Origin of the sequence: Haloplanus sp. C73, assembly GCF_051195115.1 — an archaeon.
Taxonomy (GTDB): domain Archaea; phylum Halobacteriota; class Halobacteria; order Halobacteriales; family Haloferacaceae; genus Haloplanus.
On record NZ_JBNTJZ010000003.1, the window covers coordinates 52,702 to 74,419 of the forward strand.

The following is a 21,718-nucleotide window of genomic DNA, read 5'->3' on the forward strand; positions in this document are numbered from 1 at the left end:
TCCCCCGGTCGTAGATAGGTCTTGCCGCTTGGAACGGGTGGTCGCTCCACCACCGATAAATATTCGCTGGCTGTACGCGTACACGTGAACATGCTCTCATCGCCGAACCGCACCGACCGAGACCACGGTACGCCTTGCATAGCGCGGGTGAGTGGCGCGTGACCCGCAAGCGCGCCCCTGTCTCGCCGCCGGTCGGTCTCACGGTCGCCGGGAGCGACTCAGGTGGCGGGGCCGGCATTCAGGCCGACCTGAAGACGATGGAGGCCCACGGCGTCTTCGGCACCTCCGTCGTCACCGCTATCACCGCCCAGAACACCGTCGGCGTCGAGCGCTCGCACGTCCTACCGATAGACGAAATCGCGGCGCAGTTCGGCGCCGTCCAAGCGGACTTCGACCTCGGCGCGGTCAAAACCGGGATGCTCGCGACGACGCCGGTCATCGACCTCGTTACCGACCGGGTCGCAGAGATGGACACGCCGGTCATCGTCGACCCCGTGATGGTGTCTGCGAGCGGGGACCGCCTGCTCGAACCGGACGCCGAGGACGCCTACGAGTCGCTCATCTCGGAGGCGACGCTCGTCACGCCCAACGCCGACGAAGCCAGCGTGTTGACCGACGTCAACCTCACGTCGGGGCCGGTGGACCGCGAGCAGACGCGCGACGCCGGCGAGCAACTGCTCGATATGGGTGCCGACGCCGCCCTCGTCAAGGGCGGCCACGTCGTCGACGACGGCGACTGGGTCATCGACACGCTCGTGATGACGACGGCGGACGGTGACCGCCGGGTCCGCACGTTCGAACACCCGCGCATCGACACGGACGCCACCCACGGCTCCGGGTGTACGCTGTCGAGCGCCATCGCCGCTCACCTCGCACACGGAGAGACGCTCGGCTACGCCGTCGAGGCGGGCACGGCGTTCATGGAGCGAGCGATACGCTACGGCTACGACGTGGGCGGGGGTCCCGGTCCTGTCCAGCATCTCGCGGCGCTCCGGGAGGCCGCCGACCGACACCAGACGATGACGGACGTGGCGGAAGTCGTCGAGGCGCTCGTCGACCGCGACGTCTCTCGGCTCGTCCCCGAGGTAGGGATGAACGTCGTCGGCGCGACGGCCTACGCCGAAGCGGTGGGCGAAACCGCCGCCGTCGAGGGCCGCATCACGCGGACGCTCTCGGGGGTCGCCCCGAACGGCGGCGTCAGACTCGGCGCCTCCTCGCACGTCGCGCGCTTCCTGCTCGCGGCGCGGGAGTTCGACCCCGACCTCCGCTTCGCCGTCAACTGCCGGTTCGACGACGAGACGGAGGCGGCGACGGCGGCGCTCGACGGCCCCGTGACGGAGTACGACCGAGCGGACGAACCGGAGGACGCGAGCGGGACGATGGGCTGGGGCGCCCGGCAGGCGTTCGGAGACGTGGCCGCCGACGACCCCACGCCCGTCGCGGTGCTCGACCGGGGCGACGTGGGCAAGGAAGCAATCATCAAACTCGTCGCCGAGACGCCCGAGCAACTCGGCGAGCGGGTGTTTACGCTGCTCGACGCGACCGACGAGTAGCGCGGGGCGACCCACAGCGTTTTACTCGCCGACGGCCCGGGTGTGAGTATGACCGCCGATGGGATTGTGGGGGAGTTTCTCGCCCTGAAATCCGAGACGGACGCGGACCTGCTGGCCATGCAGTGTGGCGATTTCTACGAGTTCTTCGCGGAGGACGCCGAGTTCGTGGGCGACGAACTCGACCTGAAGGTGTCCGAGAAATCCTCACACGGGTCGACCTACCCGATGGCCGGGGTGCCGGTCGACGACCTGACCCCCTATCTCAAGGCACTGGTCGAGCGCGGCTACCGCGTCGCCGTCGCCGACCAGTACGAAACCGAGGACGGCCACGCCCGCGAAATCACGCGCGTCGTCACGCCGGGGACGCTCCTCGAAACGACCGACCCCGCGGCGCAGTTTCTCGCGACGATAACCGTCGTCGACGGGCGCTACGGCCTCGCCCTCGCCGACGTGACCACCGGGGAGTTCCTCGTGACGACGGCAGACGCCGTGGCCGACGTGCTGGCCGAGTGCCACCGCTTCGACCCGGTCGAGGTGGTGCCGGGACCCACAGTCGATGCGGACGCACTCGACCGGATTCGTGAGGATATCGACGCGACGGTGACCGACCACGACGAGTCGGCGTTCGCCCCCGGGCGGGCCAAGCGGACCCTCCGCGAGCAGTTCGGCGAGGCCGCCCTCGACAGCGTCGGCCTCGACGACCGGGCGGGCGTCGCCGCCGCCGGCGCGCTCCTCACCTACGTCGAGGAGACGGGCGTGGGCGTTCTCGACGCGATGACGCGACTGCAGGCGTACGACCCCAGCGACCACCTGAACCTCGACGCGACGACCCAGCGCAACCTCGAACTCATCGAGACGATGCACGGCGACAGCGAGGGGTCGCTGCTCGGGACGGTCGACCACACCGTCACCAGCGCCGGGCGCCGACGGCTCCGCGAGTGGCTGACCCGGCCCCGACGCGACCGGGCGGTAATCGACCGCCGACTCGACAGCGTGGCGGCGCTCACCGAGGCGGCGCTCGCTCGTGACCGGGTGCGCGAGATTCTGGGCGATGCCTACGACCTCGAACGCCTCGCCGCGCGGGCGACGAGCGGGAGCGCGGACGCCTCGGACCTGCTCGCGGTCCGGGACACGCTGGCCCTACTCCCTACTCTTGCCGACGCAATCGACGACTCGCGACTCGCCGACTCGCCGCTCGCGGCTATCGTCGACCGCCCGGACCGGGAAGCGGCGGAGAGTCTCCAGTCGGAACTGGACGAGGCGCTCGCCGACGACCCGCCGGGGACGGTGACCGAGGGCGGCCTGTTCCAGCGCGGCTACGACGACGAACTCGACTCCCTGCTCGACCAGTACGAGTCGGCCCGAGAGTGGCTGGACGGCCTCGCGGCCCGTGAGAAAGACCGTACCGGCATCACCCATCTACAGGTCGACCGCAACAAGACCGACGGCTACTACATTCAGGTGGGGAAATCGGAGACGGACGGCGTTCCCGAGGAGTACCGCGAAATCAAGACGCTGAAGAACTCGCGGCGGTACACGACGGCGGAACTCGACGAGCGCGAGCGCGAGGTGTTGCGGCTGGAGGAGGCCCGCGGCGAGTTGGAGTACGACCTCTTCTGTGAGCTTCGGGAGCGAGTCGCCGCCCGAGCCGACCTGTTGCAGACGGTGGGACGGACGCTGGCGACAGTCGACGCGCTGGCGTCGCTGGCGACGCACGCGGCGAGTCAGGACTGGTGTCGGCCGTCGGTGGTCGAACCCGGGCCGCTGGTGGTCGAGGCGGGGCGCCATCCCGTCGTCGAGACGACCACCGACTTCGTGCCGAACGACGTCGAACTGCGCGACGACCGGGGATTCCTGCTCGTCACCGGGCCGAACATGTCGGGCAAGTCGACGTACATGCGACAGGCGGCACTCATCGTCCTGCTGGCGCAGGCGGGGAGTTTCGTCCCCGCGCGGTCGGCGACGGTGGGGGTCGTCGACGGCATCTACACGCGAGTCGGCGCGCTCGACGAACTCGCGGGCGGGCGGTCGACGTTCATGGTCGAGATGAGCGAGTTGAGCAACATCCTCCACTCGGCGACCGAGGACTCGCTGGTCGTCCTGGACGAGGTAGGCCGCGGGACCGCCACCTACGACGGCATCTCGATTGCGTGGGCGACGACGGAGTACATCCACAACGAAATCGGTTGTAAATGCCTCTTTGCCACGCACTACCACGAACTGACGGCACTCGCGGACCACCTCCCGCGGGTGGCGAACGTCCACGTCGCCGTCGCGGGCGACGGGGACGACGAGGACATCACGTTCCTGCGCACCATCGAGGAAGGACCAACCAACCGGAGCTACGGCGTCCACGTCGCGGAACTCGCGGGCGTGCCGTCACCGGTCGTCGACCGGTCGCGAGACGTGCTCGACCGCCTGCGCGAGGACCGCGCCATCGAGGCCCGCGGGGCAGAATCGGAGACGGAGACGACACAGGCCGTCTTCGACCTGAGCGGGGGCGAGTTCGGGGAGAGCGACGCGGCCGAGTCCGACGGCGGCGAACTCGACCCGGCGACGGAGTCGGTCCTCACCGAACTCGAAGAGACATCGGTCGCGGAGACGTCGCCGGTCGACCTCATGGCGCGGGTTCGGGAGTGGCAAGAGCGGCTGGGAGAAGGGGAAAAGTAGACCCGTAGGCCACAGACATATTCCGGAGGCCGACGATATGTCGCCCATGGCATCAGTAGCAGTTGTCGGCGGCGGCCCGGCGGGACTGAGCGCTGCGCTCTTCGCGGCGAAAAACGGCCTCGACGCGACGGTGTTCGACACCGACGAGACGTGGATGCACAAGGCCCACCTGTTCAACTACCCCGGCATCGGCTCCATCGGCGGGAGCGAGTTCATGGGCGTCCTCCGTCAGCAGGCCGACGACTTCGGCGTCGAGCGCGAACAGGGCGTGGAAGTGACGGGCGTCTCGACCGACGGCGACGGGTTCAGCGTCTCGACCGCGGACGGCGACCACACCGCGGACTATCTGGTGCTTGCAACGGGCGCCGACCGGAGTCTGGCCGAGGACCTCGGCTGTGCGATGACCGACGAGGGCGTCGTCGACGTGAGCGTCGAGATGGAGACGAGCATCGACGACGCGTACGCGACGGGTGCGATGGGTCGGACCGAGGAGTGGCAGGCCGTGATTTCGGCAGGCGACGGCGCCGCCGCCGCGCTCAACATCCTGAGCAAGGAGAAAGGCGACAACTACCACGACTTCGACGTGCCCGCGGACGCGACGGAGACGTTCGGTGCAATGGCCGACGACGAAGCGTAGCGACGGGTCGTGTCCAGATAGCAGGTGAATTTGTGGCCACCTCGAAAGCCCCGACTCGCTGGAGTCGGGGGCCTCGCTGCGCGCGCTCGCTTTGCTCGCGTGCTTACGTCGGCCGCCTTCCTCCAGCGAGTCGCCCCTTTCAGTCCCACCCTGCGTCAGCCGGCTGGTCAGCCGATGCGGGTGGGACTGAAAGGGGCCGGCGTCTCGGCGTACCCGGACGACGCAAGCACCGCAACGCAGTGAGGAGCGTGGTTCGAGAGAGCGAAGCTCTCTCGTCATCACGAAAGAGCGCAATGCGCTCTTTCGAACGACAGCGAGTCCCGGGGGCCGAGACGCCGGGGGCTTTTGAGATGTCTTCAGTCCGAGCGCACTAATCTAAACAGTATCGTAGCGACCGGGCCAACCTACAAACCGTCCGAAACCGTAGGACGGGTATGTCTCTCGCCGACGAGCCGTGTGAAGCGTGTACGAGCGACGACGACCCGCTCACGCCCGAGGAGTACGAACCGTATCTGGCCGACGTGCGCTCGGACGTGTGGGAGGTGGTCGACGACCACCATCTCGACGGCCACTACGAGTTCGACGACTTCCGCGACGCCCTCGAGTTCACCTACGAAGTCGGCGAACTCGCGGAGGAGGAGTGGCACCATCCGGACCTCGCGCTCTCGTGGGGCGAAGTCGAGGTGACGATGTGGACCCACAAAATCGACGGCCTCCACAAGACCGATTTCGTCATGGCCGCGCGGATGGACCGCATCTACGAGGGCTACGAGCCCGAAGACTGACAGTCGGTATCCCCAGCCCTTATCCCTCCGACAACCGTCGTCGAAACATGGCTATCACTGAAGGTGACACCGTCACCATCACGTACACCGGTCGACTCGACGACGGAACCGTTTTCGACACGACAGAAGAGGACGTCGCCGAGGAGTCGGGGATGCTGGACGAACAGCCCGAACGCGAGTTCGAACCCATGAGCATCGACGTCGGCGCCGGCAACCTCATCGAAGGGTTCGAATCGGCACTCATCGGGATGGAAGCGGACGAGGAGAAGACGGTCACGATTCCGCCCGAGGAAGCCTACGGGGAAGCGGACGGCGAGCGAGTCCGTGAGTTCCCGCGCTCCGACTTCGAGGAGATGGTCGGGCAGGAGCCCGCCGAGGGGATGCAGGTGCGAGCGCAGGGCGGCGCGTCGGGAAGCGTCGTCGGCGTGAGCGAGGACACGGTCGAAGTCGACTTCGAACACCCGCTTGCGGGCGAGACGCTGACCTTCGACATCGAAGTGCTGTCGGTCGAGTAACGCACCGACCGTGGCGTTGATGGTGGTCCACCGCGTCGGTGTGGGCCGTGAGCGAGACGCCGACCATCCACGCGCTGGACGATGCGACCGTGCGCCGAATCGCCGCCGGCGAGGTGGTCGAGCGCCCCGCCAGCGTCGTGAAGGAACTACTGGAAAACAGCCTCGACGCAGACGCATCGCGCGTCACCGTCGCCGTCGAAGGCGGCGGCATCGAGGGGATTCGCGTCCGCGACGACGGCGTCGGCATGACGGCCGCGGACCTCGAACGCGCCGTCGAGGAACACACGACGAGCAAGATACGGTCGGGCGAGGATTTGGAGTCGGTCGGCACCCTCGGCTTTCGCGGTGAGGCACTCCACACCATCGGCGCGGTGTCGCGGCTGACGATTCGGTCGCGGCCCCGCGACGGCGGCCGCGGCCACGAACTCACCGTCGACGGCGGCGACACGGGCGACGTAACGCCGTCCGGCTGTCCGCCGGGGACCGTCGTCGAAGTCGAGGACCTGTTCTACAACACGCCAGCCCGCAAGAAGTTTCTCAAGACGGCGGCCACGGAGTTCGACCACGTCAATCGCGTAGTCACGCAGTACGCCCTCGCCAACCCCGACGTGGCGACGACGCTCGAACACGACGGCCGCGAAGTGTTTGCCACCGAGAGCGCAGGTGACCTCGAATCCACCGTGCTCGCGGTGTACGGCCGCGAGGTGGCGTCGTCGATGGTCGAAGTGGATGCGAGCGACGCCGACGGCCCAGTCACGTCGGTCACGGGGCTGGTGAGCCACCCCGAGACGACGCGCGCGGGCCGAGAGTATCTCTCGACGTTCGTCAACGGGCGCTACGTCACGGCGGGAGTGCTCCGCGAGGCGGTGCTCGACGCCTACGGCGGCCAACTCGCCCCGGACCGCTACCCCTTCGCCGTCCTCTTCGTCGAGGTGCCGCCCGACGCCGTCGACGTGAACGTCCACCCCCGGAAGATGGAGGTGCGGTTCGACGACGAGTCGGGAGTCAAGGAGACGCTGACCGAGGCCGTGCGGTCGGCGCTACTCGATGAGGGACTGGTTCGCTCGTCGGCGCCGCGGGGGCGCTCCGCACCCGCGGAGACGGCAATCGACCCCGAGACGCCCGACCGGGAGGTTGCGGGTGGTGAAGCGATAGATACCGAGCGAGCGACGGAGTCGGGCGACGGCGAGAGCGACGACGCGAACGCGTCGCTGGGGGGCGAGACTGACCCCGTCGCGACGGAGACGCGGACGCTCGACGAGGCGGTCGAATCGGCGGGCGCGAGTACGGAGTGCGAGCCGAGCGCGGACGTCGACGAAACGAACGCAGACGGGGCGTCGACAGCCGTCGACACACATTCGAGGACGGCGTCGGTCGACAGTCGCACCGCGGCCGATGAGGATTCGACTGGCGACGACTGGCATCGAAGTGGTATCACCGCCCCGACCGACCAGCGGACACTCGACGGCGAGACGGCGACGGCGGACCGCGGGTTCGACCGCCTCCCCGCGATGCGAGTGCTCGGGCAGTTCGACGACACGTACGTCGTCGCGGAGACGCCCGACGGCCTCGTGTTGGTCGACCAGCACGCGGCGGACGAGCGCGTCAACTACGAGCGCTTGCGCGAGTCGATGAGCGGCGAGACGCCGACGCAGGCGCTGGCCGAACCGGTCGAAGTCGAACTCACCGCGCGGGAGGGCGCGCTGTTCGACCGGTTCCAAGACGCGCTCGCGGAACTCGGCTTCCACGCCGACCGGGTCGACGACCGGACAGTAGAGGTGCGAACGGTGCCGACGGTGTTCGACGCGACGCTCGACCCCGCGCTCCTCCGCGACGCGCTGACGGAGTTCGCGGCGGGGACGGCGGGCGAGACGGTCGACGCCGTGGCCGATGCCCTGCTCGCCGATTTGGCGTGTTACCCGTCGATTACGGGCAACACGTCGCTCACTGAGGGGTCGGTCGTCGACCTCTTGTCGGCGCTGGACGACTGCGAGAATCCCTTTGCCTGCCCGCACGGGCGTCCGGTCGTCGTCTCGTTCGACCGCGACGAAATCGCCGACCGGTTCGAGCGCGACTACCCCGGTCACGCGGGGCGGCGCGCCGAGTGAGCGCAGGCGCACCTTTTTGCGGCGGTCGGACGAACGGGAACCGTGACCGACTTGGTGACCGTCGGTGAAGCGACCCTCCGGTTCTCGCCGCCGCGAGGCGAGCGCATCCCGACAGCGCGAGAGTTCGTGGCTCACGCCGGCGGACCGGAGAGCAACGTCGCCGCGGCGGCAGCGACGCTCGACCTCGACGCCGTCTGGCTGTCGAAACTACCCGACACCGCGCTCGGACGGCGGGTCGTCGGTGACCTGCGCCGACACGGCGTCCGAACGGGCGTGGCGTGGACCGACCGCGGACGAACCTCGACGGCGTTCGTTGAGCGGGGAGCGCCGGCGGGCGCGACGACCATCCCCGACCGCGAGAACGCCGCCGTCACGACGATGGCGCCCGAAGACGTTCCGCTGGGCGTGGTTGGGGACGCCGACACACTGTTCGTCAGCGGGGCGACGCCAACCCGCTCCGAGACGCTATTCGAGACGACGGCAACGCTTCTGGACGTAGCGGGCGACGCGGACACGACGCGAGCGTTCGACACTCGATACGCGGCGACGAATCTCGGCCCCGAGGACGCCCGCGACGTGTACGACCGACTGCTCGATAACGTGGACCTCCTGTTCGTCGACGAGTCGGACGCCGAGACGGTGTTCGGCCTTGACGGCGACGTGGTGCCCGCGGCACACAGCCTGCGGACGCGCTACGGATGCGAGACGGTCGTGGTCACGCGCGACGGCACGGACCACCCCGTCGTCGGCCTCGCGGGCGAATCGATATACGAGGTGCCGCCGTTCGAGGTAGAGACTCACGACTCGGCTGGCGCTCACGACGCCTTCGTCGGCGGCTTCCTCGCCGGGCGCCATCACGGCGAGGACGTCCACGGGGCGTTGCGCGACGGCGCGGCCACCGCGGCGCTCAAGCGGACCGTCGTCGGCGACGCCGTCGTCGGGTCGCGTCGAGACGTCGAGGCGATTCGCGAGCGACGCTCGGAGTAGCCAGTCGCGAAACCTATCAGTCCGGAGCGCAGAGACGAGGTATGTCCGAAGACGACGTGCGTGTCGACATCGAAGTCGACGTGGAAGTCGACAGTGAGGAACTCGAATTCGAGGCCGACGACCGCCGTGAAGTCGAAGCCGAACTGGAGGCCGAAGGCCTCACCATCGAAATCGAAGCCGATATCGAGAAACGCTGATAGCCGATGGGCATGGACGACTCGGTACGCGTGACGGTCACTGATGGGGAAGAGAGCGAGGTGGTGCGAATCGACGGCACCGACGGCGAAGTGGATGCCGGCGGGGCGACGTTCCGCTTCGACGTCGGAGACGTACCGGAGACGGAACCCGAGGAAACGGCGTCCGAGGAGTCGACCGAGTCGACCGGGGGCGACGAGCGCTTCGTCGCACCCGTGGACGACGTACCTAGCGGCGGCACGCTTCGGTTCGAGGCGCGGGCCGGACGGCGACGAATCGACGGCATCCTCCAGCGCACCGACGAGGGCGTACTGGCGTGGGAGAACTCCTGCCCACACGAACCCGAGGTGCAACTCGACCGGGGACTGGGCGCGCTCATCGACGGCGACCAACTCGTCTGTCACAAACACGGCGCGCGGTTCAACTGCGACGACGGCTACTGCACGCGCGGCCCCTGTCGCGGCCGGTCGCTCAAACCCATCGACGTGGCCGTCCGCGACGGCGACGTGATTCTCACCGACGACCGATTCGAGTCGGGACAGCGACTGGACGCGTAATCGAGGAGTAAGGAGAGGGCACGATTTTCAGTCAATATACCGCGCCGAGCGGAGCGAGGCGCGGTTTCACTGCTGGCGAACGCAGTGAGCCAGCAGGACGTTTTTCCCCAAGTTTTTACGAGGAGTGGCTCCCGCAGCGAGCCGACGGCTCGCGAGGAAGCCCGACGAAGTAAAAAGTGGGAAAATGCCGCCTCCCCGATTTGAACAACGCGAGACTCCCTCCGGTCGTCTCGCTGGCTCAAATCGGCTCGGCCTCGTTTCTTCATCCGCTCGCTACGCTCGCGGATTCAGAATATGCCGCCTCCCCGATTTGAACGGGGGACAGCTCGATCTTCAGTCGAGTGCTCTCCCAGTCTGAGCTAAGGCGGCGCACTTGCGAGGAGGAGAATCGAAGGCAAAAGGATTTCGGAACACGGCGACGGCGTCACGCCGAGAGCCGATAGACGTCGACGTCGTCGCCCGTTCCGGGGTCGCGTTCGGCGGCGCTCGCGAGGGCGTCGCGGGCGAGTGTCACCGCAGCATCGAGCGTCGCGTCGGGGTCGTGCCCCGCTTCGAGTGCGCCGAGGGCGAGTGAGGTCCCGCTTCCGAACGCCGCCACCGCGTCGTCCGTGACGCTGCCATCGGCGGCGACGGAGCGGAGGCAGGGGTCGCCGGACTCGTCGGGCGCGGCGACGAGCGCCGAGACGTCGAACTCGGCGGCGAGGTCGCTCGCCATCCGAGCAAACGGGATGATTCGAACCGGGCCGCGTTCGGTCCGGTACGAGCGAATCTCGTTCTCCAGTCGGTCGACGAAGCCGTCGACGTCGTCGCCGACGGCGGCGACACCGAGCGTGTCGAAGTCGAAGACGTGGGTGCGGGTCCCGCGGACGTGACCGCCGCTCGTGACGACTCGGTCACCGGCGAGGGCGACACCGCCGGCGACGGAGAGGCCGAGAATCGTGCTCATGGGGAGTGATATCGGACGCGACGGGGTAGGCGTGTCGCCTAGTCGACGAGGTCGGCGACGAGCGCCTCGGGGTCGAACCGTTCGAGGTCCGAGTACGTCTGTCCGGTGCCGAGAAAGAGGACGGGCTTGCCGGTCACGTGGGCGACGGAGATGGCCGCACCGCCCTGTGAATCGGCGTCTGCCTTCGTCAACACCGCGCCGTCGATTTCGGCGGCGTCGTCGAACTGCTTGGCGCGTTCGACGGCGTCCTGCCCGGCGACGGCCTCGTCCACGAAGAGCGTGAGGTCGGGGTCGACCACGCGGTCGATTTTCTCCAACTGCGCCATCAGGTCGCTCGACGTGTGGAGACGACCGGCGGTGTCGCCGAGGACGACGTCGATGTCGTTGGCCTCGGCGTATTCGACGCCGTCGTAGATGACGGCGGCGGGGTCGCCGCCCTGTTCGTGAGCAATCAGTCGCTTGCCGAGCGCCTCGGCGTGTTCGCGTATCTGCTCGTTGGCGCCCGCGCGGTAGGTGTCACCGTTGGCGAGGACGGACGAATAGCCCTGCTCTTCGAGATAGCGCGCCATCTTCGCGATAGTCGTCGTCTTGCCGACGCCGTTGACGCCGGTGAAGACGATAGTCACCGGCTTGTCGGCCTCGGCGATGCGCGCTTCGAAGTCGAACTGGCCGACGCTGATGACGTCGACGAGCGCGTCCCGAAGCGCGTCCTGAACGAGGTCACCCGTACTCGCCATCTGGGACTTGGTCTCGCCGACTAGGTTCGAGCGGACGTTTTCGAGAATCTCCTCGGCGACGCCCATCTCGACGTCGCTCTCGAGCAACGCCATTTCGAGGTTCCAGAGCGGCTCTTCGAGGTCCTCCTCTTCGAGGACGACCTTGCCGGTGGCGAAGGCCTTGGCGCGTTGCAGTCGGCTGGGGCTGTCGCCCGACTCGTCGGTGTCGGACTCGGTCGCCGATTCGGATTCGGCGTCGGCCTCCGTCTCGGATTCAGCCTCGGCCGGCGTCTCCGCTTCGGCGTCGACTTCGGATTCGGCGTCGACCTCGGTCTCGGCGTCGTCCTCCGCGCTCTCCTCGACGTCGCTCCGGAAGCTGTCCAGTTTGTCTTTCAGTCCGTCGAACATCGCCCGCTATTCGTCGTCCTGCTGTTGCTGCATCTGCTGCATCTGCTGTTGCTGCATCTGCTGTTGCATCTGCTGGGCCTGCTGTTCGATTTCCTCGCTCTCGGCTTCGAGGTCGGAAATCTCGTCCTGAACCTCGTCGATACGGTCGTCGAGGAGGTCCTGCTTGCGTTCGAGGGCGTCGACGGCGTCGCCTTGGTCCTGCTCGGCCGCGTAGCCGCCGCCGAGGTCGACGATGATTTCGTCGATGTCCTGAATCTCCGCGCGGAGGTAGGCGCCGCCGCCGAGCGGCACCTGCACGGTCGCCCCGCTGTCGAGCGTCTCGATGGCCTCGATGGCCTCGTCGATTTCGCTCTGCTCGTCGCGGTAGTCCTGAATCTCGGCTTCCAGCTCCTCGATTTCCTCGTCGATGGCCTCGAGCTCCTGCGAGAGCTGCTGAAGTTGCTGCTGACCGCCACCCATCATGCTGCGCTCACCTCGCTAATCTCGATTTGGGTGCGTTTGAGGCCGTGCTCGCTCCCGAGCTGCGAGAGCGTTCGCTCTCGCGCGACGTTCTCGTTGGGGGCATCGATTGCCTTCTCGAAGCTACGGTGTCCGGTTCGGTCCTGAAAGCGCCCGCTGACGGCGAACTGACTCATGTACTGAAAGGTCGAGAGGAAGCGGGAAGTATCTTCCTACTGCGGGTCGAGATAGCCGAGCGTCTGCTCGATGCGTCCGAGCTCCGGACCGGTGGTGTCCGTCCCGACGATGTACCCCGAATCGTTGGCGATGAGGCCGGACCCGACGAGCGGCGCGCCGTAGTTGACGGTGCCGATGTCGGCGGGCACGTCGAGGACGTCCTCGATTGCCTCCAGTTCCGGCTCCCGTGACTTGGGGTGACAGAGCACGCCCTCGTTGGTCGCGACGGCGGCGGTACCGACGGTGCGCACGTCGGCGAGGTCACCGCGCTCGACGGGGACGTCGAGCGCCGACTTGATGGCCTGAATCGCCTCGCGCTTGAGGTCCGGGTGGACGTACGCGCCGTAGTCGTTCGCGAGAACCACGTTGCCGGCGGCGTTGATGCGGCCGGGAAGCGGAGTCACGGACAGTCCCGTCGCCTCCTCGATGGCGTCCATCTCGCGGTCGGTCGCGCGGCCGGAGACGAGAATCCCGTGCTCGTTGCCGACGGCGAGGGCGCCGACGGTGCCGGAGCCACCGACCGTCGTCGTCACTGGCTCGACGTCGAGTTCCGCCGCGATGTCGGCGACGGTGTCGTCGTCGGCGTCGGAACGGGCGAGCAGGTAGTCGTTGGTCGCCCGGGCGAACACCCCGACGTAGGACGAACCGGCGAAGGAGGCGCGTAACACGTTAGTCTGCGATTTCGGCTTCGACTATCGGTTCCCCGTCCTCGACGAAGCGCGCGGCGCGGACGCGGAGCTTGCTCGGCGGGTTGCTCCGGCCCTGCTCCCAGACGGCCTCGTTGATGTCGGTGTCGAGTCGGACGTCGTCCTCGTCGACCTTGAAGTGCTTCGCGAGGTGCTCGCGGACGAGCGTCATGGCGCGGTCGGCGCGCTTGTTCGACGGCGCCGCCTTGGCGTCGCGGAGCGGCACGGTGACGACGCGCTCCTCGAAGTCGTTGGCGCTCATTTATTCGTCCGTGTCGTTTCGGCGCCAGTTGCGCCGCTTGGGGTTTCGCGTCACCTGTCGGTCCGTCTTGAGCATGACCCACGCGGGAACGCGGCTGTTCTGTCGCTCCAGTTTGGCGAGGCGCTTCTTCTTCGCCTTCGATTTCTTACCCATAGTGCCCCTCACTACCCGACCGTCGCATAAAATCTTGTTTGTTCGGCGATGCCGGGGCGGTCGGGTACGCAGTCGGTGCGACCGGCGTTCAGAGCGGCGATTCGAGACGCGGTGAGCAACGTTGGCGTCGGAAGTCACCCATCACGCGTCGTCTCGCTCGATGACGACGGAGTCCTCCGTTCCGGTCGTCTCTATCTGTTCGACGGTCGCTTCGAGGTCTTCGATGGCGGCTTCGATATCGGTGACGAGTTGGGACTGGGTCGCGTTCGCCTCGTCGACCGTCTCGATTTCGTCGGAGACCTGTTTGGCTCGGTCGGTGGCGGATTCGATGATGCTCGCCACCTCTTCGGTCCGTACCGCTTGGTCGTCCGTGGCCTCGACGATGTCTTTCATCCCGGACGACGTCTCGTTCACGACGTCGACAATCCGTTCCTGATTGTCGACCAGCGTCCGGATTGCGCCGGTGCTCTCGTGAATCTCCGTCGTCACCGATTCGATGCTTTCGATGGTTTCGTCGGCCTCCTCGCGGGTTTGACGGATGATGTCCTCGATGCGTTCGGACTCGGCCTGCACCTCCTCGGCGAGACTCTTGACCTCGTTCGCGACGACGGTGAATCCGCTCCCGGCCTCGCCGGCACGCGCCGCCTCGATGTTCGCGTTGAGTGCGAGGATGTTCGTCTGGTCCGCGATGTCGTTGATGACCTCGACGATATCGTCGATTTTGGCGACCTGTTCGGCGAGCGTATGCGTCCGCTCGGCCACGTCGTCGCTACTCTCGGCGACGTCCTCCATTCGGTCGATGACGTCCGTCCCGGACTCCGTGCTCTCGATTGCGAGTTCTTCGGCCGTCTGCGCCCGCTCGTTGATTTCTTTCGCCGACGCGGCTATCTCCTCGATTGTCGCCGAGAGTTCGCCGACTTCGCTCGCCACTTCCTCCATGTTGTCGACCTGCTCGTCGGCGAGGGAATCCGCGGCGTCGATAGCGTCTCTGACGCGGTCCGTCGTCTCCACGGCCTCCGTAGCGAGCGCGGCGACTTCGTCGGACACCTGCGACTGCGCGTCAGTAATCGTCTGTTGCTGGGTAACGAGCCCGGTGACGTCCGACGTCGTCTCGAACCCGCCGATGACGTCGCCATCTGGGTTCCTGAGCGGGACGCCGCTCGAACGCACCCACCGCTCGCCGTCCGTGGTCGGAATGCGTCGGTAGTTCTCTTCGCGTCGGCTGGTCCCCTCGCGGGCGACAGTCTCTGCGAACGTTTCGTCTTCCGCCGATATCGGGAACGCCTCGTGGGTCTGTTTCCCGAGAACATCTTCCCTGTCGAATCCCAGCCCATCCTCCGCTTCCGAGTTGAAATACGACACCGTCCCGGACTCGTCGACGACGAACCCAGTTTCGGGGTAGTTCTCAATCACTTGTTCGAACAGCCCCTGCCAGAAATCCCGCTCGTATCGGAGCCGTTCCCGCTCGTCCATCGCCTCGGCGTCGGGCTGGATGCCCCCGGCAGACGATACCCTCTGTTCGCGCGCCATGACACCGCCGTCCGGTCGTGCATCCGCTTCGTGAGCGCTCTCGGCGTTTCGCTCTGTCATTACTCTCACTGCCGATGAGGAGATATTAAGCGGCACGCCCCCAGAATCACAGGTGATATTCGAAAGCGGGCGTGAAATTGTAACTCAATCAATTATTCAGCCTTTATTTGCTATTCTGACGGATATGGTCGTCATCATTGCACGGAGCGCGTATTTTGAAACGGGTCGAGCGACGAGTGTCGCGGTACCGTAAGGTCATCCTATCTGTATTCGATATCGCGATATAAAGTTTATCGGCTCGATATGGGTCGATATCTGCGGCATCGGAGCGGCGTCGAAGCCGTGTGTTGGCCCCGACAGCCGTAGAGGAGTAGTGTCCGGGGTGTGGATGCTCCCGAAAGCCCCGGCGCACCGGAATCGAGGATGAGCGAGGCCCTAGAGCCGATGTGAACGGCCGCCTTCCTCCCTCGGGCGGCACAGCCCCCCGTGACGAGTCGCCCCTTTCCATCCGGCTAGCTTCACCGCCGACTGCGGCGGTCGGGGGAGAACCCCGCCAACGACCCGCTATATATCGCATATCGCTATACAGAACAACGAGAACGCGCGAAGTCAGTACGTTCATACGACAGTCGACAGAAGGAGCCGCCGTGAACCGCCTGAAAGCCGGTATCGCGGCCGCGACGGGGCTGGTTCTCGGTCTCCCAATCGGCTTCGTCGTCAGCCCGGACCCGACAGGTGTCGGACCACTCGTCGTCGGTTGCGTGGTGGGTGTCGTCCTCGCGGCGGGCGTCTACCTCGCGCTCTAGAGCGGCACGCGCGCCACGGTTCGGTAGGTCGGACCCTCGTCGGTGAGCGTGCTCTCGGTGAGTCTGACCTCCGAGACGTCGAGCCGTCCGACCGTCGGGTCGACTTCGCGGACGACCCGCTGGACGGCGTCTTTCCCGCGGGCATCGTTCATTCGCGCGAGAGTGACGTGTGGCGTGAAGTCGTGGTCGGCGGGGTCGAAGCCGAGTGCGGTCAGTTCGCGTTCGACGGCCTCGTGGAGGCGGGCGAGTTCGGGGCCGCCCTCGCGAACCCCCGCCCAGACCACGCTGATGTAGTCGGGTGAGGGGAAGACGCCGAAGCCGCCGACGGTCATCGTGAAGGGGTCGACGTCGGCGTCGGTCACGGCGGTGGCGAGGGCCGCCTGCACCGAGTCGAGGCGGTCGGGGTCGACCTCGCCGAGGAACTTGAGCGTGACGTGGGCGTCGGCCGGGTCGACGAAGCGGAGACTGTCGGTGTCGGGGAGGCGAGCTTGCGCGTCGGCGACGCCGTCGGCGAGGCCGTCGAGGTCGACGCTGACGAACAGGCGCATGGATGACGTGAGTCGGCGTGTGCCCCTAAGTCTGGGGTGTAGCGGTGACGCAGGGCTTAACCGGTCCGACGCCGAAGTTGTCCCTATGGACGACGAACGCCCTCACCGATTCTCCGAGGGGCAGGGATTCGACGAGGACTACGAGGAGTTCTCGCTCGACCCGCCCGAACTCTCGGTCGACCCGTCGGAGGTCGACCCCGTCGACTCGCGAGTGTTGACCGACCTACTCGACGAGCGCAACGTCGGGAGCGACCAAGTCGACGCCGAAGAACTCGTCGACGTCGGCCTCTCCTACATGGGCATCAACCGCTTCGAAGAGGCGACAGAGACCTTCGAGCGCGCGGCCCAGTTCGCGAGCACCGACGCCATCGAGCAGGAGGCGTGGGTCAACAAGGGCGCCGCACACGCCCAACTCGAGGAGTACGACGAGGCCGTCGGCGCCTACGAAGAGGCGCTGGCAATCGGTGACGACACCGAACACGCCGCGTCGGCACACACGAACCTCGCGTACGCGCTCTGGGAGTGGGGCCGGACCGAGGCGGCACTCGACCACGCCGAGCAAGCAGTCGAGGTCGACCCGCGCTTCGCACAGGCGTGGTACAACCGTGGCTTCTTCCTCGCCGAGCGCGGCCTCAACGAGGAAGCCGTCGACTGCTTCGACAACGCCATCCGCCTCGGAATGGGGAACGCCGAGGTACTGGAGGAGAAAGCCCGGGCGCTGGAGGAAGCCGGCAAGGAGGAAGAAGCCGAACAGGTGCAGGAACAGGCCGAAGAACTGCGCGAGGAAGCCGAGCGCGAACTCATCGAGGAGCACGGAGACGCGGATGCTGGTCCGCGAGCGTGACACCCCGGAGGGACTTCTCGTCGCCGTCTGCGACGAGGAGTGTCTCGGCGAAACCTACGGCGACGGCGACGTGTCGCTGACGGTGACGGAGGAGTTCTACGGCGGCGAAAAGCGCGACGCCGACGCCGTCGTCGACTCGCTCACACGAGCGTCGGTCGCCAACCTCGTCGGCGAGCAGTGCGTGACCGTCGCCATCGAGGCGGGACTGGTCGACGAGGAGAACGTCCTCGACCTCGACGGGGCGCTTCACGCCCAGTTGCTCTGGCTCTAACTGGTAATCGAGCCCTGTAGCTCTTCTATCTCCGAAATCGTGCCGATGCGAACGTAATGCGTCTCGCCATCATCGCCCGTCGGCTGGACCCGGAGCCAGTACGACTGCTCGGGGTCGAGGTCGAACAGCACCGCCCCGGTTTTCGTGTTGCCGGCGAGCACCGTCGCCGTCGCGATGGATTCGACGTCGATGCGGTCGTCCTCGGTGATTTTCGGCGTCGCCTCGTCGTCGAGATAGCGGCGCTGGTTCTCGTTCCACGCGAAGAAGTTGGTGTTCGGGAACGAGATGGACTCGTCCTGCGGGTTCGAGAAATCCAAGACGACAATCAGGAAGGTGCCGTCGGCCTCCGAGAAGTTCGCCTCGCCGCCGATGCGCGGGGTCCGGAACAGGTTGGTGATTCGGTAGCCGATTGCTTCCTGACCGGTGCCGACGGTGAAGGAGTCGTCGACGTCGTGAGTCGGCCCGTCGGGCCCGGGCGTCGCCGTCGCGGTTGCCGTTTCGGTCGGCGCTTCGGTTTCGGTTGCCGTCGCAGTCGCCGTTTCCGTTGCGGTTGCCGTCGCCGCGTCAGTCGCTGTCGCTGTGGAGTCGGCGCCCCCACCGCCACCACAGCCGGCGAGAAGCCCGGCGAGCACGGTGCCACACCCCGTCAGTAGGTGTCGTCGTTCCATACGACATCAACGCCGAGACAGTGTAAATAAGTTGCCGAGAGTGGATCGTTGACGGGTGAGACACCGAAGGGGTGTTATTCCTTCAGGCCGTAGCCGCGAGCAATGGAAGCACGGGAATCGTATCCAATCGACGTGGAGGCCATCCGGGACGACTTCCCCATCCTGAACCGAAAGGTTGGGGGTGACCCGGAGACGCCCGGTGAAGGACCGGACGACGACACGCCGCTGTGCTATCTGGACAACGCCGCGACGAGTCACACGCCGGACCAAGTGGTCGACGCCATCAGCGAGTACTACCGCGGCTACAACGCCAACGTCCACCGCGGCATCCACCAGTTGAGTCAGGAGGCGTCGGTGGCCTACGAGGAGGCCCACGACACCGTCGCCGACTTCATCGGCGCCGACGGCCGCGAGGAACTCGTCTTCACGAAAAACACCACCGAGAGCGAGAACCTCGTCGCCTACGCGTGGGGACTGAACGAACTCGGTCCCGGCGACTCCGTCGTCCTGAGCGAGATGGAGCATCACGCGTCGCTGGTGACATGGCAACAGATTGCCAAAAAGACCGGCGCCGAGGTGCGCTACATCCGCGTCGACGACGACGGGTATCTCGACATGGACCACGCGGCCGACCTGATAGACGACTCGACGAAACTGGTGTCGGTCGTCCACGTCTCGAACACGCTGGGAACGGTCAATCCCGTGGCCGACCTCGCCGACCTCGCCCACGACCACGACGCCTATATCTTCGTCGACGGGGCGCAGTCCGCGCCGACGCATCCGGTCGACGTGAAAGCCATCGACGCGGATTTCTTCGCCTTCTCGGCGCACAAGATGTGTGGCCCGACGGGTATCGGCGCCCTCTACGGCAAGGAGGCGATTCTCGACGAGATGGAGCCGTATCTCTACGGCGGCGACATGATTCGCCGCGTCACCTACGAGGATTCGACGTGGGAGGATCTGCCGTGGAAGTTCGAGGCCGGCACCCCCTCCATCGCGCAGGGCATCGCCTTCGCCAAAGCCGTCGAGTACGTCGACGATATCGGCATGGAGAACGTCCGGGACCACGAGGAACTGCTGGCGTCGTACGCCTACGACCGCCTGACGGAGTTCGACGGTATCAGCATCTACGGCCCGCCCGGCGACGACCGGGGCGGCCTCGTCGCCTTCAACGTCGACGGCGTCCACGCCCACGACCTCTCCAGCATCGTCAACGAACACGGCGTCGCCATCCGGGCCGGCGACCACTGCACGCAACCCCTGCACGACAAACTCGGCATCCCCGCCTCCGCGCGTGCCTCCTTCTACATCTACAACACGCGTGAGGAAGTCGACGCCCTCATCGACGCCATCAGCGACGCGCGCGACCTGTTCGCGTAATCGGTCCGCCGCTTTTCAGTTATTCCGACGGCGAGCGCTAGCGCTGTCGCTCGGGGATTGGTGTCGATAAAGAAAGTCGATCGCAGGCGATACGGGAGTCGGTGGTGTGGTGGGTGCGCGCCTAGTTTACATCGCGCCGCCCATGCCACCCATGCCGCCCATGCCGCCCATGCCGCCGCCCATGCCGCCGGCGGGGCCGCCTTCGTCGCCGTCGTCGTCGCTGCCGCCGCCCTTGAGGTCGCCGGCCGCGATGACGTCGTCGATGCGGAGAATCATGACAGCGGCCTCGGTGGCGCTCTCGATGGCTTGGGTCTTGACTCGGAGGGGCTCAACGACGCCTTCCTCCTCCATGTCGACCACGTCGCCGGTGTAGGCGTCGAGACCAGCCGAGAGGTTACCCTCGCTGTGGCTCGCGCGGAGTTCGACCAGCGAGTCGATGGGGTCGAGACCGGCGTTCTCGGCGAGGGTGCGCGGAATGACGTCCACGGCCTCGGCGAAGGCTTCGACGGCGAGGGCCTCGCGGCCGTCGACGTCGTCGGCGTAGTCTCGCAGACCGAGTGCGAGTTCTGCCTCGGGGGCGCCGCCGCCGGGCAGGACCTTGCCGTCCTCGAGAGTCGTTCGAACGACGCCGAGGGAGTCGTCGACTGCGCGCTCGACTTCGTCCACGACGTGTTCGGTCCCACCGCGGAGGACGAGCGTCACGGACTTGGCTTCGGAGACGTCCTCGACGAAGATGCGCTCGTCGCCGCCGATGTCTTTCTGTGCAACGGAGCCGGCGAAGCCGAGGTCGTCCTCGGTCAGGTCGTCGACGGAGCCGACGACCGTGCCGCCGGTGGAGCGGGCGAGACTGGAGAGGTCGCTGTCCTTCGCGCGGCGGACGGCGAGGATGCCCTCCTGGGCCAGATAGTGCTGGGCCATGTCGTCGATGCCGCTACCGACGAAGACGACGTCGGCGCCGACGTCTTTGAGGTGGTCGACCATCTCTCGCAGCTGCTTCTCCTCTTGGTCGAGGAACTGCTGGAGCTGGTCGGGGTCGGTGACGTTGACCTCGGCGTCGATTTCGGTCTCCTTGACTTCGAGTGCGCCGTCGATGAGCGCGATGTCGGCGTCCTCGACAGCGTAGGGCATGCTATCGCTGACGCGCGTCTTGTCGACGATGACGCCCTCGATGAGTTCGGAGTTGTCGATGGCGCCGCCGACGACCTTCTCGATGGAGATGTTGTCGGTGTCGACACCGTCGTCGTCGCGCACGGCGAGCACGGCGTCGACGAGCAGGTCGGCGAGCGTATCCTTCGCGTTCTCGGCGCCCTTGCCCGTCATCGCGGTGGACGCGATTTTGACGAGCGTCTCTCGGTCGTCCGGCGAGACGTCGATGGCGTTCGCTTCGAGAATCTCCTTTGCCTTCTCAGCGGCGCTGCGGTACCCCTGAGCCAGCGTGGTCGGGTGAATGTCTTGGTCGATGAGCTCCTCTGCCTCGTCGAGGAGTTCGCCCGCAACGACGACTGCCGTCGTGGTGCCGTCGCCAACCTCGTCCTCCTGCGTCTCGGACACCTCGACAATCATGTTCGCCGCGGGGTGGTCGATGTCCATCTCCTTCAGGATAGTGACGCCGTCGTTCGTGACGACGACGCTCCCGCCGGAGTCGACGAGCATCTTGTCCATCCCCTTCGGACCGAGTGTGGTCCGTACGGACTCTGCCACGGCCTTGCCGGCCGTGATGTTCATCGTCTGGGCGTCTTTGCCCTGCGTTCGCTGGGAGTCCTCGCCGAGAATAATCATCGGCTGACCCTGCTGCATTCGCTGAGACATAATCACTCA

General features: G+C 66.7%; 24 protein-coding genes and 1 tRNA gene. 13 read left to right on the forward strand and 12 right to left on the reverse strand.

The genetic code is table 11. The features are described 5' to 3' along the window. The first annotated feature begins 158 nt into the window (after nucleotides 1-158). The 9 genes from thiD (at nucleotide 159) to ACQUSQ_RS06745 (ending at nucleotide 10,007) form a co-directional block, all read left to right on the forward strand. Nucleotides 159-1,553 carry a bifunctional hydroxymethylpyrimidine kinase/phosphomethylpyrimidine kinase gene (thiD, locus tag ACQUSQ_RS06705; RefSeq protein ID WP_435067773.1) on the forward strand — a complete coding sequence of 465 codons (1,395 nt, stop codon included), beginning with the start codon at nucleotides 159-161 and terminating at the stop codon, nucleotides 1,551-1,553. A 48-nt stretch (nucleotides 1,554-1,601) separates the two neighbouring features. Beyond that, nucleotides 1,602-4,223, forward strand: coding sequence for a DNA mismatch repair protein MutS (mutS, locus tag ACQUSQ_RS06710; RefSeq protein ID WP_435067774.1), 2,622 nt, complete (start codon nucleotides 1,602-1,604; stop codon nucleotides 4,221-4,223). A 46-nt stretch (nucleotides 4,224-4,269) separates the two neighbouring features. Then, entirely contained in the window at nucleotides 4,270-4,860 is a 591-nt protein-coding gene (locus tag ACQUSQ_RS06715; RefSeq protein ID WP_435067775.1) for an FAD-dependent oxidoreductase, read from the forward strand. A gap of 434 nt (nucleotides 4,861-5,294) precedes the next feature. Beyond that, a complete protein-coding gene (locus ACQUSQ_RS06720) occupies nucleotides 5,295-5,645 on the forward strand; it encodes a 4a-hydroxytetrahydrobiopterin dehydratase (protein ID WP_435067776.1) in 351 nt (116 codons plus the stop codon). A gap of 47 nt (nucleotides 5,646-5,692) precedes the next feature. Further along, on the forward strand, nucleotides 5,693-6,160 hold the full coding sequence (locus tag ACQUSQ_RS06725) for an FKBP-type peptidyl-prolyl cis-trans isomerase (RefSeq protein WP_435067777.1): 468 nt from the start codon (nucleotides 5,693-5,695) through the stop codon (nucleotides 6,158-6,160). A 47-nt stretch (nucleotides 6,161-6,207) separates the two neighbouring features. Then, entirely contained in the window at nucleotides 6,208-8,268 is a 2,061-nt protein-coding gene (mutL, locus tag ACQUSQ_RS06730; protein WP_435067778.1) for a DNA mismatch repair endonuclease MutL, read from the forward strand. Between the two features lie 42 nt (nucleotides 8,269-8,310). Next, nucleotides 8,311-9,255: a sugar kinase gene (locus ACQUSQ_RS06735; protein ID WP_435067779.1), complete on the forward strand. Its 945-nt coding sequence runs from the start codon at nucleotides 8,311-8,313 to the stop codon at nucleotides 9,253-9,255. A 41-nt stretch (nucleotides 9,256-9,296) separates the two neighbouring features. Further along, the gene (locus ACQUSQ_RS06740; RefSeq protein ID WP_435067780.1) at nucleotides 9,297-9,452 is read left to right on the forward strand and encodes a hypothetical protein; all 156 of its coding nucleotides are present in this window, start codon (nucleotides 9,297-9,299) and stop codon (nucleotides 9,450-9,452) included. A gap of 12 nt (nucleotides 9,453-9,464) precedes the next feature. Next, nucleotides 9,465-10,007, forward strand: coding sequence for a Rieske (2Fe-2S) protein (locus ACQUSQ_RS06745; RefSeq protein WP_435067781.1), 543 nt, complete (start codon nucleotides 9,465-9,467; stop codon nucleotides 10,005-10,007). A 295-nt stretch (nucleotides 10,008-10,302) separates the two neighbouring features. On the opposite strand, the gene ACQUSQ_RS06750 is transcribed toward ACQUSQ_RS06745, so the two are convergent. The 9 genes from ACQUSQ_RS06750 to ACQUSQ_RS06790 form a co-directional block, all read right to left on the reverse strand. Further along, nucleotides 10,303-10,376, reverse strand: a tRNA-Phe gene (locus ACQUSQ_RS06750). 55 nt (nucleotides 10,377-10,431) lie between these two features. Beyond that, on the reverse strand, nucleotides 10,432-10,953 hold the full coding sequence (locus ACQUSQ_RS06755) for a hypothetical protein (RefSeq protein WP_435067782.1): 522 nt from the start codon (nucleotides 10,951-10,953) through the stop codon (nucleotides 10,432-10,434). Nucleotides 10,954-10,991: 38 nt separating this feature from the next. Continuing rightward, nucleotides 10,992-12,077 carry a signal recognition particle-docking protein FtsY gene (gene ftsY, locus ACQUSQ_RS06760; protein WP_435067783.1) on the reverse strand — a complete coding sequence of 362 codons (1,086 nt, stop codon included), beginning with the start codon at nucleotides 12,075-12,077 and terminating at the stop codon, nucleotides 10,992-10,994. Between the two features lie 6 nt (nucleotides 12,078-12,083). Further along, complete coding sequence (gene pfdA / locus ACQUSQ_RS06765) at nucleotides 12,084-12,536, reverse strand: prefoldin subunit alpha (RefSeq protein WP_435068224.1); 453 nt, start codon at nucleotides 12,534-12,536, stop codon at nucleotides 12,084-12,086. Further along, nucleotides 12,536-12,712, reverse strand: coding sequence for a 50S ribosomal protein L18Ae (gene rpl18a / locus ACQUSQ_RS06770; protein WP_435067784.1), 177 nt, complete (start codon nucleotides 12,710-12,712; stop codon nucleotides 12,536-12,538). The genes pfdA and rpl18a overlap by 1 nt, the downstream gene beginning before the upstream one ends. Nucleotides 12,713-12,748: 36 nt before the next feature. Next, entirely contained in the window at nucleotides 12,749-13,420 is a 672-nt protein-coding gene (locus tag ACQUSQ_RS06775) for a translation initiation factor IF-6 (protein ID WP_435067785.1), read from the reverse strand. Nucleotide 13,421: 1 nt separating this feature from the next. Further along, the gene (locus tag ACQUSQ_RS06780) at nucleotides 13,422-13,700 is read right to left on the reverse strand and encodes a 50S ribosomal protein L31e (protein ID WP_435067786.1); all 279 of its coding nucleotides are present in this window, start codon (nucleotides 13,698-13,700) and stop codon (nucleotides 13,422-13,424) included. Then, nucleotides 13,701-13,853: a 50S ribosomal protein L39e gene (locus ACQUSQ_RS06785; RefSeq protein WP_121921429.1), complete on the reverse strand. Its 153-nt coding sequence runs from the start codon at nucleotides 13,851-13,853 to the stop codon at nucleotides 13,701-13,703. Nucleotides 13,854-13,994: 141 nt separating this feature from the next. Beyond that, on the reverse strand, nucleotides 13,995-15,443 hold the full coding sequence (locus tag ACQUSQ_RS06790) for a methyl-accepting chemotaxis protein (protein ID WP_435067787.1): 1,449 nt from the start codon (nucleotides 15,441-15,443) through the stop codon (nucleotides 13,995-13,997). Between the two features lie 587 nt (nucleotides 15,444-16,030). On the opposite strand from ACQUSQ_RS06790, the gene ACQUSQ_RS06795 reads away from it, so the two are divergent. Then, nucleotides 16,031-16,189, forward strand: coding sequence for a hypothetical protein (locus ACQUSQ_RS06795; RefSeq protein WP_435067788.1), 159 nt, complete (start codon nucleotides 16,031-16,033; stop codon nucleotides 16,187-16,189). Here ACQUSQ_RS06795 and thpR read toward each other — a convergent pair. Beyond that, a complete protein-coding gene (thpR, locus tag ACQUSQ_RS06800; protein WP_435067789.1) occupies nucleotides 16,186-16,737 on the reverse strand; it encodes an RNA 2',3'-cyclic phosphodiesterase in 552 nt (183 codons plus the stop codon). The two genes, ACQUSQ_RS06795 and thpR, sit on opposite strands and share 4 nt — an antisense overlap. Nucleotides 16,738-16,822: 85 nt before the next feature. Here thpR and ACQUSQ_RS06805 point away from each other — a divergent pair, with 85 nt between their 5' ends. Together ACQUSQ_RS06805 and ACQUSQ_RS06810 are read left to right on the forward strand one after the other, a co-directional pair. Then, complete coding sequence (locus tag ACQUSQ_RS06805; RefSeq protein ID WP_435067790.1) at nucleotides 16,823-17,581, forward strand: tetratricopeptide repeat protein; 759 nt, start codon at nucleotides 16,823-16,825, stop codon at nucleotides 17,579-17,581. Continuing rightward, entirely contained in the window at nucleotides 17,562-17,852 is a 291-nt protein-coding gene (locus tag ACQUSQ_RS06810; protein WP_435067791.1) for a DUF424 domain-containing protein, read from the forward strand. Before ACQUSQ_RS06805 ends, ACQUSQ_RS06810 begins: the two co-directional genes overlap by 20 nt. Here the strand turns inward: ACQUSQ_RS06810 and ACQUSQ_RS06815 are convergent. After that, entirely contained in the window at nucleotides 17,849-18,520 is a 672-nt protein-coding gene (locus ACQUSQ_RS06815; protein WP_435067792.1) for a DUF4352 domain-containing protein, read from the reverse strand. The two genes, ACQUSQ_RS06810 and ACQUSQ_RS06815, sit on opposite strands and share 4 nt — an antisense overlap. A 102-nt stretch (nucleotides 18,521-18,622) precedes the next feature. Here ACQUSQ_RS06815 and sufS point away from each other — a divergent pair, with 102 nt between their 5' ends. Next, complete coding sequence (gene sufS, locus ACQUSQ_RS06820) at nucleotides 18,623-19,900, forward strand: bifunctional cysteine desulfurase/selenocysteine lyase SufS (protein ID WP_435067793.1); 1,278 nt, start codon at nucleotides 18,623-18,625, stop codon at nucleotides 19,898-19,900. A 126-nt stretch (nucleotides 19,901-20,026) separates the two neighbouring features. Here sufS and thsA read toward each other — a convergent pair whose 3' ends face one another. Beyond that, a complete protein-coding gene (gene thsA / locus ACQUSQ_RS06825; RefSeq protein ID WP_435068226.1) occupies nucleotides 20,027-21,679 on the reverse strand; it encodes a thermosome subunit alpha in 1,653 nt (550 codons plus the stop codon). Nucleotides 21,680-21,718: the final 39 nt, after the last annotated feature.